The 12,773-nt window shown below is 61.3% G+C and carries 11 protein-coding genes and 1 pseudogene; 5 read left to right on the plus strand and 7 right to left on the minus strand.

Annotation, left to right across the window (positions count from 1 at the left end; genetic code table 11):
- Positions 1–10: 10 nt before the first annotated feature.
- Entirely contained in the window at positions 11–1,045 is a 1,035-nt protein-coding gene (gene dmpG / locus C2L64_RS35645) for a 4-hydroxy-2-oxovalerate aldolase (protein ID WP_007584909.1), read from the plus strand.
- On the opposite strand, the gene C2L64_RS35650 is transcribed toward dmpG, so the two are convergent.
- Entirely contained in the window at positions 1,040–2,029 is a 990-nt protein-coding gene (locus tag C2L64_RS35650; RefSeq protein WP_007584910.1) for a LysR family transcriptional regulator, read from the minus strand. The two genes, dmpG and C2L64_RS35650, sit on opposite strands and share 6 nt — an antisense overlap.
- A 651-nt stretch (positions 2,030–2,680) precedes the next feature.
- Here C2L64_RS35650 and C2L64_RS35660 point away from each other — a divergent pair.
- Both C2L64_RS35660 and C2L64_RS35665 read left to right on the plus strand, forming a co-directional pair.
- Positions 2,681–3,043: a translation initiation factor Sui1 gene (locus C2L64_RS35660; RefSeq protein ID WP_007748872.1), complete on the plus strand. Its 363-nt coding sequence runs from the start codon at positions 2,681–2,683 to the stop codon at positions 3,041–3,043.
- Between the two features lie 207 nt (positions 3,044–3,250).
- Entirely contained in the window at positions 3,251–4,582 is a 1,332-nt protein-coding gene (locus C2L64_RS35665; protein ID WP_039900849.1) for a leucine-rich repeat-containing protein kinase family protein, read from the plus strand.
- A 411-nt stretch (positions 4,583–4,993) separates the two neighbouring features.
- On the opposite strand, the gene C2L64_RS55930 is transcribed toward C2L64_RS35665, so the two are convergent.
- The 3 genes from C2L64_RS55930 to C2L64_RS35690 all read right to left on the minus strand — a co-directional run bounded on the left by C2L64_RS55930 (position 4,994) and on the right by C2L64_RS35690 (position 8,735).
- Positions 4,994–5,761, minus strand: coding sequence for a cell wall anchor protein (locus tag C2L64_RS55930; protein ID WP_167449603.1), 768 nt, complete (start codon positions 5,759–5,761; stop codon positions 4,994–4,996).
- A 1,338-nt stretch (positions 5,762–7,099) separates the two neighbouring features.
- A complete protein-coding gene (locus C2L64_RS35685) occupies positions 7,100–8,233 on the minus strand; it encodes a sensor histidine kinase (protein WP_009769970.1) in 1,134 nt (377 codons plus the stop codon).
- Between the two features lie 262 nt (positions 8,234–8,495).
- On the minus strand, positions 8,496–8,735 hold the full coding sequence (locus C2L64_RS35690) for a type II toxin-antitoxin system ParD family antitoxin (protein WP_100216096.1): 240 nt from the start codon (positions 8,733–8,735) through the stop codon (positions 8,496–8,498).
- Between the two features lie 222 nt (positions 8,736–8,957).
- Between C2L64_RS35690 and C2L64_RS35695 the strand changes: the two genes are divergently transcribed.
- Positions 8,958–10,154: a hypothetical protein gene (locus C2L64_RS35695; protein WP_039902063.1), complete on the plus strand. Its 1,197-nt coding sequence runs from the start codon at positions 8,958–8,960 to the stop codon at positions 10,152–10,154.
- A 112-nt stretch (positions 10,155–10,266) separates the two neighbouring features.
- On the opposite strand, the gene C2L64_RS35700 is transcribed toward C2L64_RS35695, so the two are convergent.
- A complete protein-coding gene (locus C2L64_RS35700) occupies positions 10,267–10,746 on the minus strand; it encodes a hypothetical protein (RefSeq protein ID WP_007749536.1) in 480 nt (159 codons plus the stop codon).
- A 245-nt stretch (positions 10,747–10,991) separates the two neighbouring features.
- Positions 10,992–11,180, minus strand: a pseudogene (locus tag C2L64_RS35705) (trehalose synthase); the annotation flags it as partial.
- A gap of 347 nt (positions 11,181–11,527) precedes the next feature.
- Here C2L64_RS35705 and C2L64_RS35710 point away from each other — a divergent pair.
- Entirely contained in the window at positions 11,528–11,722 is a 195-nt protein-coding gene (locus tag C2L64_RS35710; RefSeq protein ID WP_007749515.1) for a hypothetical protein, read from the plus strand.
- A 105-nt stretch (positions 11,723–11,827) separates the two neighbouring features.
- Here the strand turns inward: C2L64_RS35710 and C2L64_RS35715 are convergent, their stop codons facing one another.
- The gene (locus C2L64_RS35715) at positions 11,828–11,989 is read right to left on the minus strand and encodes a hypothetical protein (protein ID WP_238554835.1); all 162 of its coding nucleotides are present in this window, start codon (positions 11,987–11,989) and stop codon (positions 11,828–11,830) included.
- Positions 11,990–12,773: the final 784 nt, after the last annotated feature.

The following is a 12,773-nucleotide window of genomic DNA, read 5'->3' on the forward strand; positions in this document are numbered from 1 at the left end:
GGAGCCGAACATGAGCAAGAAGATCTACGTATCCGATGTCACGCTGCGCGACGGCAGCCATGCGATCCGTCATCAATACAGCGTGGAGCATGTCAGGACCATCGCCCGCGCGCTGGACGAGGCTGGCGTCGACTCGATCGAAGTCGCGCACGGCGACGGCCTGCAAGGGTCGAGCTTCAACTACGGTTTCGGCGCGCACACTGACCTCGAATGGATCGAGGCCGTTGCCGACGTCGTGAAGGAGGCCAGGATCGCCACCTTGCTGCTGCCCGGCATCGGCACGGTCCACGATCTGAAGGAAGCCTACGCCGCAGGTGCCCGTGTGGTCCGGGTCGCCACGCACTGCACGGAGGCGGACGTCGCGAAACAGCACATCGAGACCGCGCGCGGGCTAGGCATGGATGCCGCGGGCTTCCTGATGATGAGCCACATGACCACGCCGGCGAAGCTGGCCGAGCAGGCCAGGCTGATGGAGCGCTACGGGGCGACCTGCGTCTATGTGGTCGACTCCGGCGGGGCGCTGGGCATGGAGGACGTCCGTGATCGGATCCGCGCATTCAGGGACGTGCTGGACGCGAAGACGGAGGTCGGCATCCACGCGCACCACAATCTATCGCTCGGCGTGGCGAACTCGATCGTCGCGGTGGAGGAGGGCTGCGACCGGGTCGATGCAAGCCTGGCCGGGATGGGCGCGGGGGCGGGCAACGCCCCGCTGGAAGTCTTCATTGCCGCCGCCGACCGCCTGGGCTGGCACCACGGCTGCGACCTGTTCAGGCTGATGGATGCGGCCGACGACCTCGTCCGGCCGCTGCAGGACCGGCCCGTGCGGGTCGATAGGGAAACGCTGGCGCTGGGCTATGCCGGCGTCTATTCGAGTTTCCTCCGGCATTCCGAGGCCGCCGCGGCGAAGTATGGAATCAAAGCCGTCGACATCCTGGTCGAACTCGGCAAGCGTCGTATGGTGGGCGGCCAGGAGGACATGATCGTCGACGTGGCGCTCGACCTGTTGGGGAAGCGCGGGAGCGCGCAGGCCTGCGCCTCATGACCGGGTGGCGCGCCGGCGGGTACCCGCGGAAGCAGTGCCTGCCGTCGTTGCCTTCGCTGGCTTGGTTGCCGTCGCTGTCTGCTGTGCGGCGGGCGCGCTGGCCTGTGTCAGCTTCCGGATCAGGTTGATGACTGTCCGGCTAGCGTGGGTCAGGGGCCGCTGGGTGCTGGTGGCGAGCACCAGCGTGCGCGTCAGTACTGGATCGACGATGCGGCTGACTCCGATCCGCCCGAGCTGCATCTCGACTTCCACGGCTTGCCGGGTCAGGATCGTGTAGGCGGCGCCATTGGCGACGACCTCGCGCATTGCCGTGAGCGAGTCGACCTCGATCTGGGTATTCAGGGGCACGCCTGCTTTCTTCGCTTCGTCGAGCAACATCATGTGAAAGCCGTCCGGCGCGCCGGGCAGCACGAGCGGCAGGGCAGCGGCATGGGCGAACCGGCAGCTCGGCTTCGCGACGTTCGGATCGCCGGCGGGGGCGATCAGGTACAGTTCGTCGGTGGCGAGCGGCTCGTCCGTCTTGTGGAGACGGTCACCATACCGCGAGAACACGCCTATATCGGTGCGGCCGCTCGCCAGCGCCTCTTCGATATTGCCGGCGAATCCCTCCATCAATCGTAATTCGATCTTCGGAAAGTCGGCCCGCACTTGCCGGAACAGCGGGCCGACGATGTGCTGCGTGATCGATGCCTGCAGAGCCAGCCTGACCGGCCCGCTGGGCACGTCTGCGCGGTCGCTGATCTCGCTCCTCAGTTGCTCGAACTCGCCAAGCAGCGATTTCACCCGCGGCATGATGGACTGCCCGAATTCCGTCAAAACCACGCCTCGCCCGGTGCGATAGAAGAGCCTCGCGCCAAATTCGCTTTCCAGCGAGGCGATCAGCTTGCTGAGGGCGGACTGCGCCATGCCCCGGGACGCGCAGACCTTGCTGAGACTGCCCGCCTCGACGATGTCGGATAATAATTGCAGGTGCTTGATGTCCATCGCGCGTCTGTGTCAGGAAGAGGGCGTTCAGCAATGTCGACGCGACCTGTCGTCGCTCATTCGAGTCATGTGGCTGCGGGCTGGCCAGATTGTAGCGAAATTCTCCTTCCAGGACGGGCGTCGTTTCTCGGCCAATCCGCGCTCGATTGGTCAGGATGCGCTTGCTCTTCTCGTGACCGTGGCCGCTGCTTACGGAGCAGCCTCCTGGGTCTCCGACGAGATAGTAGGACTGTCCGTGAGTGGCGCCGCCGAGCGTGAGCTCGCATCGGGTGTCGGGTCTCTGAAGAAGCGGTTCCGGGAGATTTGTATGGCTATCCGAACTAATTTAGGAACCCTATCGTCAATGCGGAAGATAATAATTGAATAGCATTTCTAGAGGATTGAGTTTGCAAATTGCGCACGACGAGTTTTTCTGCAAAATCGTGTTGTTGATATAGAAAAACTTATCTAAATAGCGCGATTCGATTTCCCCTTTCTTCTGGAAATCTGGCCGTCGCTCATGCAGCGGGGCTGCGATATCTCACGGAGTTTGGTACTCGGATGGCGCCGGCAATCCAATCGAAGGCGCACGCTCCCGTCGCATTGTTTGGCCCGCCCAGTGGGATGCGCCCCTGCTAAACTTGTCCCGATTAGTCTTTGAGTAAGCCAATCATGAAGAGTGGTTCAAAAGGCGGCCTTGTCTATTCCACCGATGGCGGGCGGATGTGTCCCGAATGCAGACAGGTGCTCGCGGAATGTGTCTGCAAGGCGGTTGCCAGGACACAGCCGGTAGGTGATGGCGTGGTACGAGTGACTCGCGTGACCAAGGGCCGTGGCGGGAAAAGCGTGACAATCGTTAAAGGACTGGCGCTCGATCCTCTTGCCTTGGCGTTGCTAGGCAAGCAGTTGCGCGCGGCCTGCGGTTCTGGTGGAACGGTCAAGGATGGCGTGATTGAAGTACAGGGTGACCATTGCGAGCGGATCATCGAAGCGCTCAGAAAGGACGGTCACAGCGCGAAGCGGGCCGGGGGCTAGTTGCTTTAATGAGCGGCGACACGAAGAGTTTGATGGACCGCGTGCGACCACAACCGGCCACTCGCTGGCGGAGCGCGGATGCTTGATCGTGCGGTTCGCCCGATAGAATAGAGGCCAGATAAAGAGCGACGACCAACCGATGCTGAACCGGCCGCATTGCGCTCCGGCGCTTGCGACTTCCTTGCCATTCTCCGATTCAATCTACGTGTGAAGACTGTTACCCCTGAAGACTTGCGTGACGGGCAACTCGCCGGTGCGCGACAGATCAAGCTCGCCTGCGGGTTGACCGAAATGCCACGCGAGATCTTCGACCTCGCCGACACCCTGGAGGTGCTCGACCTGTCGGGCAATGCGCTCACATCGCTGCCGGATGATTTGCCGAAGCTGCGCCAACTGCGCGTCCTGTTCGCCTCGAATAACCCGTTCACCGAGTTGCCGGCCGTGCTCGGTGATTGCGAATCGCTGAGCATGGTCGGCTTCAAGGCGAATCGCATCCAGCACGTTTCGGGGCGCGCGCTGCCGCCCCGGTTGCGCTGGCTTATCCTGACCGATAACGATATCGAAACGCTGCCCGCGGAAATCGGCGAGCGTCCGAATTTGCAGAAGCTGATGCTTGCCGGCAACCGGTTGCGGTCGCTGCCCGAGACGATGGCCGCTTGCAGCCGCCTCGAACTGCTGCGCGTTTCGGCGAACCGGCTCGACGCCTTGCCCGACTGGCTCTTGCGCCTGCCGCGGCTCGCGTGGCTCGCCTACGCAGGCAATCCGCTGAACGCAGCGCGCGAGCAGGTGGCGCTGGCCGATGCGCCGGTGCCGGAAATCGACTGGCATACGCTCGCGCTTGGACAAACGCTCGGGGAGGGTGCATCCGGCGTGACGCATCGCGCGACGCGTCTCCTGAGCGACGGGCATCCGGTCGAGGCGGTCGCCGTCAAGCTGTTCAAGGGCGCGATAACGAGCGACGGTTTGCCGGAGCTCGAAATGGCCGCATGTCTGCAAGCCGGTCAGCACCCGAATCTCATCCCGGTGCTCGGCAAGATCTCGGGGCATCCGCTCGACGAGCACGGCCTCGTGATGAAGTTGATCCATCCGTCGTTCGGCAATCTCGCCGGGCCTCCGAGCCTCGACTCCTGTACACGAGACGTCTACGTGGACGACGTACGGTTCGACAAGCCGGTTGCGTTGCATATCGCGGGCGGGATCGCATCGGCGGCGCAGCATCTGCATCGGCGCGGGATCATGCATGGCGATCTCTACGCGCACAACATCCTGCATGACGGCGCAGGGCACGTATTGCTCGGCGACTTCGGCGCGGCATCGTGCCACGATATCGATGATCGCGCACGGGCGCTGGCGCTCGAGCGGATTGAGGTGCGCGCGTTCGGCTGCCTGCTCGAAGAACTCGCGCAACGTTTGGCCGGAGAGGCCGATGACCTCGCCGCTGGGTTCGATGGGCTGATCGAAGACTGTTTCGGCGAGCGCGTCGAGATGCGGCCTTCGTTCGATGAGATTATCGAGCGGCTGTCTGCGTTGAGCGTTTGAGCGGAGCAGGCGGCACTGCGATCGTCGGATAACGGGTCCATCCGCCCGTAAAGGAATTCAGCGTGCGAGTTCGTCGCGACCTTCAGTAATCGTCGTTCGACGACGCAAACAAACGGGAAGCCGCTCGATGAACGGGGGCCATGCAGGCCACAGCCATTCTGAATCGGCATTTGCTTGTTGCCGGCGAGACGCATCGTTCTGATGCTTTGCATGTCGTCTCTTCGTCATTGACGTGATCGCGTTGGGCGTGCGTTGCACGCCTGGAGGTATCGTGTCCGCGGCCCGGCGTGGGACCGTGTCCGGGCCACTTACGGCCACTCGACAGGCTGCCGAAAATCGCGTGCCGCGAGCGCGCCAGTCGCTTGCTTTTGTCAGGCCGGAGACTCATTTTTTTATTCAGAAGGCGGCCAATTACCTTGACCCGCCCCCGCCGTGACCGCCCCCGCCGTTCCCGCCTGCGCCCGAACCGCCTCCGCCGTGACCGCCGGCACCCGAACCGCCCGCGCCTGCACCGCCCGCGCCCGCACCGCCCGCGCCTGCACCACCGGCGCCTGCACCACCTGCGCCGTGACCGCCTGCACCCGCGCCGCCCGCGCCCGCACCGCCCGCGCCTGCACCACCGGCGCCTGCACCACCTGCGCCGTGACCGCCTGCACCCGCGCCGCCTGCACCCGCGCCACCTGCACCCGCGCCGCCTGCACCCGCGCCGCCTGCGCCCGCGCCGCCTGCACCCGCGCCGCCTGCACCCGCGCCGCCTGCACCCGCGCCGCCTGCGCCTGCACCGCCTGCGCCCGCACCGCCTGCGCCTGCACCGCCTGCACCCGCACCGCCTGCGCCCGAACCGCCTGCGCCGTGACCGCCTGCACCCGAACTGCCTGCGCCCGGCCCGCCCGCACCGTGACCGCCTGCACCCGAACTGCCTACACCCGAACTGCCTACACCCGAACTGCCTGCACCCGAACTGCCTGCACCCAAACCGCCTGTACCGGAACCGCCTGCACCCGAACTGCCTGCACCCAAACCGCCTGTACCGGAACCGCCTGCACCCGAACCGCCCGCACCCGAACCGCCCGCACCCGAACCGACGCCATGACCACCTGCAAGGTGTCCTTCAGCCAGTTGCGATGAAGCAGAATTCGGAGAAGGTGCGCTGCGGTGATCGAACGAAGCGGAAGGCACGGGCGGGGCGAGCCCAACACTGCCAATTGCAGTTTCCCGGGCACGAGGTGACGATGATGTCGCGGCATGACCGGACGAAGACGCCTGTAGCGTCGGCGAAGTGGAGCGTGTGATCTCGGGCGCATGCCGCGCGATTGCTCTCACGCGCGGCGCCGAATGGCGGCGATTCTGTGTGGCGGCATCGCGTGTTTCGGCATGCCCTCGTGTAACCGACTGCGGCGCAGCAGAATCCGGAGTAGATCCAGCACGATGATCGGACGGAGCGGAAGACACAGGCGGGGCGAGCTCAACACTGGCAACCGCGTTGCCTCGAGCGGGAGGCGATGACGGTAGCGCGACATGACCGGACCAAGACGTGCTTTGCGCTGGCGACGTGGGTCCGACGATGCCGGGCGCCTGCTCATGGTCGAACCGATCGCCATACGCGACGATACACGTGACCACAACCGCCAATGCGCTTGCCGACGCAACCCAAAGCGCAAGGCGTCTGCCCCGCGCAGGCCGTGCGGCCTTGATGTCTGCATCCGGGCTAACTGCACCCGAATGCGCAAGCTCGGCATGTCTGAACATTACAACCCGCTTCGGATCGTTCCGTCTGATCCTTCCATTTACTACGTTCATGTGCCGTCCCCTCGCGGGAGTGCTCATCGAAATGAGCCGCGGGACCGTTCTGCGTGTTCGACCCCTGGTTCCGCAAGGCAATGGGAGCGGTGTACGTTTTCTATCGTAAGCCTTTGAGCTATGGAGACGCTCGCCAACTTCCTGGCCGATCCGGACGGGTGGCCGGAGTCCAGCTTGCTGGATGACTCCGCAGTTGGCGACAACACGATGCAGGTAAAACATTCGCTGTGCCTGTTAAGCCGAACCCCCAATTGAATTGTGAGATCGTGGAAATAGCATCGGCATACACAGTCCAGTCGACGCTTGCCGGCGTTTGGCAGGGGTATTCAGCGTGAGTCCGTTTCCGGGTTTGTAACCGGATAACAACAGCCTTTGCGTGATGTAGCAAACGCTCGAACGTGCTGCTAAATCGCCAACTTCTTCACATGAATGGTATTCGGTAGGCAGTTTTTCTCCGGCGCTTAGATTGGCCGATGGCGTGAACGCTGGAAGCTTCCCAGCCGTCGCGGCCGCGCCCCACGAACGACGTAGGGCGCTCCGCAGAGCCAAAGAGGTAGTTTGGATGATCGCCAGCTGTGTCTGTGACGCGGCGCACTCCACTGGTCTCGACGCATGTCATCGTCCAGCTTCATCACACATCGCCTTCTGGACATAGCAGAGGAAGGGCGGTTTTCCGCGCGGCATAACGCTTCGCAGCGACGAACTGTCAGCTCCTTTTTACGCTTCCGCGCGCCCGCGTGGCAGCGACACAGAAAAGGTCGTTTCCGTATCGTCGGACCGCGTTTCGATCGCCCCTTGATGGGCCTTGGCGATTTCGGTTGCGATATACAACCCTAATCCAAGGCTACCGATCCGCTCGTCATCACTCTGACGATCCGGTCCGCGCATCAGGGGATCGAAGATGCGGGCCAGCGTCGCGGTCCCGATCGCGGCTCCGCGGTTACTGACATCGATACGGACATGCGTTGCGTCGCCAGTCACCGTCACACGTACAGGCGCGTCCGGTGCGCCATACTTGATAGCATTCAGAACAAGATTGCCGAGCAACTGCTGCAGACGCGGACCATCCCAGTCTCCCTGCGAGTCGCCATTGACCTCCAGATCAATCTGCCTGTCGGGATGAATGGCGCGCAACTCATCCACCTCGTCCGCAAGCACATCCGCCAGATTGATATTCGCCGGTATGACGTTGATGCCCAGGCCTAGTTGGGTCCGGTTAAATTCGGTGAGGTCGTTAAGTAACGCCTGCATCCGGGCGCCGCTACGTATCAGGCGGCCAGCGGCCTTCGATACCTGCTCGCCCGCATTGAGTACCGCCAGATAAGATGCTGTGACCTGAATCGCCTGCAGAGGGCTACGCATGTCGTGCCCCAGCATGCCAAGCAGCAGGTTGCGGTTCTGCTCGATCTGCGCGTTGAACGAGGTGACCGATTCGGCAAGCGCATGATCGATCGCTTCATTGAAACGTATGACATCGCCCAGATCGGGCGCTTCAGATTTGCAGTTGTCCATCCACAGACGAAGCACACTGGCGCGCAGGGCGCGATATTCGGCTGCGAGCTGGTTGACGCTAAAGCCTGCCAGTGCGCGCAGGACGCCATGCTTTTGCGCAGCTGTTTCTTCTTCCGGATCGATCAGACCGGTACCTCGTCCCATGGATTTTTCGCGTTGGGCTTCGCGGGTTTGTGAGGTACGCAGGTCCATTGCCACATCCCGCAGCATCTCTTTCACATGCTCGCGCAGTTCCAGTGGTTCCATATGTCCCGCCGCCGGTAGAAGGGTGGCCGCGAATGCCTCCCACTGCTTCGCAATCGGCTCCAGGTCTCGCAAGATAAAGTCTGAAAGTCGCATGCCGGCGTCTCCGAACCGTGAACTTGGCGTTACTCCAGGGTAGTCCGCGTGCCTATGTGATGTGCAAACCGGTGACAGGCGTTCACGAGCGGACGAGGAGTCGCGAATGCAAATGTCTCCTCGCCGGAATCGAAAATTGGCTCAGGTGGGATGGGGCGACACGAGTACATTCACGAGGGCACGCTCATCAAAAGGTTTGTGAACATCTGGGTACGCGCGATACGCCCGGTCATGCCGACGATCGGGAAATCACCGGATGACATTACTGTTCCTCCGATCCGGACCGGCGTGCGGAGCGAGTGCTGCCGGTGATGGGTTGCCGATCGGTCAACCCGGACGGCGCCGCCGGCGCGCGGCGTTGGGTAGTCTGTTCTTCGAGCAGGCGTAGCCCAGCTCGAACTACCTCGCTGGCGGTGCGATAGCGGCCCGCGGCCAGTTCGGACTTCACGAACGAATCCAGATGCTCAGTCAGGGAAACACTGATCGCATGCTTAATCGGCAAAAGCTGTTCCTGCACACCGTAGGGCCGTACTTTATCCTACCCGGCCCAAACGCGATGCACCACCGGATGTGCCCTGGGTATCGCAAAGGCGCGCGCGGCAAGCGTCGCGCCTGCGCTTGACGAAGTTCATCGTGCCTGCAACGCCCTGCGGGCACATGCGTTGCGTCTTCGGAGCGTACAGCGGTGAAGGAAGGCCGCTCCGAAATTGGTAGGGAGGCACACATGAGACAAACCGTGATAGGCGTGTACGACAGCTATGTCGATGCGTGTTCGGCGCAACGGGCGCTCTGCGAGGCCGGCGTGGCTCAGGCCGATATTTCCCTCTACTCGACGTCGGTCAGTACGCCAGTCGAGAAAGGGCCGCGTGTTTATACACCGGGCAGTGGCGGATTGCGCCATCAGACGCCGGTATTTGATCAACTTGAGCAATTATTCGCACGGCTCTTCGAGAGTGGCGAGTACCCGCCGGAAGCGGAGGACTATAGGGAATTCATTCGCCGCGGTGGGACGATTGTCAGTGCGGATGTATCCGAAATGCAGGTCGATCTGGCTCGCAATGTCATGCGCCGCATGGGTGCAGCCGACATTGAAGAGCGGGTGAACGCTTGGCGGAATGGGTCCGGCAAGGCAGACATCGCAATGGACTCGCTGCATCGCGGTAGCGCGACGGCGGGCGAACCTGCCGCACAACTGCGATCGTCAACCAGCGAACCGAGCGGAGCCGCGAGCGCCGAAGCAACACCAATGCTGCGGGAGGGAGGTGATACAACGGAAACAACGGAACGCAGAATGGCATTCGCGACGGGAGAGAGTGAAGCACCCGCCTCGCTGCGCGACACCTCGTCAGCTCATGTCGTGCCGCCGGCTACCGGCGATGGCACCTGGAAAGAGGAACCGCGAGACACTGCCTACCCGGCAACAGTCAGCGGGATGCAGCAGGTGACGACGCGTTCGGCGGAGCCGGAGACACTACCTTCAATGCAACAGACGCAGCGACAGGTTTCGGCGGTACCCGATGTCGGGCTAGCTCGCACATCTTCAGATGTATCCGCACAGCTCAAAGGCAGCGTAACCCACACGTCGGATAGCACCACGAGCGCGGTACACGCGGAACGGTCGCGCACGACAGGTCTGGTGGGCGATCCCATCATGGGCACTCCGTTAGAAGACCCCTATGACGATGAGTTTCGAAAAGACTTCGACGCTCACTACGCGGATGCAGGTAGCTCCTATGACGAGTATCGGCGCGCCTACACACATGGCGCCACGCTCGGACAGGACGAGCGATATCGCGAGCAGGACTGGCAACGGGTTGAGTCGAGCGCTCGCGAGGATTGGGAGTCGCGTTACCCTGAAAGCGGGTGGGAACGTTTCAAGGCTGCCGTCCGGCATGGGTGGGAACGCGTCACGGGCCATTGACGCTGCTGCCTTCACATTGCGTTGATCGTTGATTCGGTCCACATCGCGTTCAAGGCGTCTGGCGTAGGGGGCGAGCACTTTCGCCCGCCCCCTAGAAGGGCTCTATTGCTCTTTATTGCTTCTTGGCGGCGTCGACCCGTTGATCGGCGGCTTTCTGGTTCGCGTCGTTCTGCGCCTCGACTTTATCCTTGTCAGCCTTTGCCTGAGCAACGTTCGCATCATTGGCTGCGTCGTGCTTTTTACGATCCGCTTTGGCCTGCGCATCGTGCTTCTTTTTGTCGGCCTTGGCCTGCGCCCGGGTTGCATCTGCGCGCGCATCAGACGCTTCCCTTGGCGTCGTTGCCTTTTCCATCTTCGCCGCCTTCTTGTCGGCGTCTGCCTGAGCTGAAGCCTTGTCTTCGTTCGCGGACGCCTGAGCCTTGTCGGCGTCGCTCTGAGCTTCGGCCTTCTTCTTGTTCGCAGTAGCCTGCGCTTCGCTTTTTTCGCTGTTTGCCTTCAATTGCGCTTTGCCGGCTTCCGATGGCGTCGCAGTTTGTGCGAACGCCGTGGAAACGAGCAATACGGATGCGAGAGCCGCGACAATCTTTTTCATGATCTTCCTCCCTTGGAATACACGGTTGTGGCGAGTGCTGTTCAGAAACATCCACCGTTCTCGAGGCGTAGTGAGCCACAAGGTTCTTTATCCGACGGTGCAAGCTGTTTCAAAGCAACCGACATGCCGCAGTTAGAGAGTCAACACATGAATGAACAAAAGATGAGAAATGTGCGTGAGAACAAATCGCAGAATATTTCGCAAAGAAGCCTAAATAATTTGGTCGACCTGCTCACGCGGCATTTCTATATTTCCGAACGCGTCAAAAGATAGTCGAGACCGCCGACCCGATACCACCGATAGCCATAAGGTTCGAGCACCACCGCATGGCGACCGTCGGCGCCAGGCCGGCTGTGGTCGTCCGAAAGCAGATTGATCAGGCGGCAGCCCGAGCGAAACTTCACGGTGCATGCCTCGGCGCCGAAGTTATGTAAATGTCGCCGAACAGCAGAGAAGATGTGCCCGGGATTGCCAGGAGGCACACCAGAAGGGCGAAGCTGACGCGAGCCGGTCGTGTTATCGATAGTGGAGACCAGTCCCGTGTGCAGTCACGCAGTCGCCATCATGCGAAAGCACGCTATGCGCCGCATAGCGGCAGGTCTTGCTCCGAAGATGTCCAATATGCGGGACGACCCGAATTGCCGCGTCCCGGATCTTCCTTTTACTATCAACTCCCACCGCATATCGCAGCCAGACGCGCCACCGGCCATGCGTCGCCAAAAGCGAACGCCTTAACCGGCGCGATCCCTACCGCACCTAGTCGATCTATCAGGAGGCAGGCATGCTTAGCGCTCACGAATTTGCGACCTTGATGCTAGTCAAGGACTCCGCCGACCAGATTGCTGACCGGACGGAACTCGACGCGTTACTCGACCGTCAGCTGGTCGCAATGGAGCAGCTGGCAGGAGGGGGCGTGCTGCCTCGCGTGACCCAGGAAGGGGATTCCCTGCTTCGTACTCTTTCACGCATGCACTGACATGTCGATCCATATGAATGAAGGACCGCCCGGATTCGGAAGTCAGTGCGCCGTCGAATTGATGTGGGGGGACTGGTCTTTCGTTGCCATCCGCCGATCGAACCCTCAATGTCGATGATGCATCAGGTCGACGTAATGAGTATCAAGCCATCGGCTTGATCGTCCTTCGCGTGCGTTCCCGTGATGGCGGGTGGCAAGCCATAGCACCACGCCGACCATCAACATCACGGCCGGACCCATCAGGTACGCCATAAACGTTTCACTCACGACATCCTCCTTCAGGTCGGTTGCCGCACTTACATTCCAGGTGACGGCCCACGCCACTGCGCACCCGGCCGTTGCCATTAGCGTTGCTTCGCATTGCAACAACCAGCGTGACGTCATGCCGCAAATCAAAGATGATGAAAGTGTTCACCGCTCAAGCACAGGTTGACAATACTCACTTCACTGCTGAAGGTTCTGGTGAGTGCGTCAGCTTCACCTTTGTTCGACGGTGCTTTGAGTGGCTTGTGCGCTTGAATGCGGCGGCGAATCGGCGCAGAGGCATATTTCGACTGCAGATGAATTTTTCGGGACCTTGGCTCAATAGAAGGAGGAGGGGGTAGTCATCTGCTTCTGCGTCCTTGATACATCGCGCTGTCGCCGGTTCGAATGCGACTGACAAATTATCTGGCGGATAGCGACGAGAACTTTGTCTCACGTTTCCAGAGATCATTTAGTAACATTCATCAACGTTGCATTATTTAAAGTGGCGGCGGCCTGCCGTTCTCATGATAGGGAAAACTCCGAGTGAGACGCGAGAAAGAACGTGACATCGTTTGCGTCGCCGAAGGCTGTGCCCTCGCAATTCGGCACTTTAAGGCCGATGCTGCGCGTCGGCCTCTTTTTTGGAGGGGCGGACGAGGAGATTCACGTGATCATCTAGTACTTTGCGTCGAATTAGTAGTTGCTGCTACAACGAAATGATTGAGAGAAGCGCAAACAGGCGAGTGGCGAAAAGCAGTCGGCTCAAATCTACTCGCTCTCTGATTGAGACCAGATACACGCTCGA

This window comes from Paraburkholderia hospita (genome assembly GCF_002902965.1).
GTDB classification, from domain to species: domain Bacteria; phylum Pseudomonadota; class Gammaproteobacteria; order Burkholderiales; family Burkholderiaceae; genus Paraburkholderia; species Paraburkholderia hospita.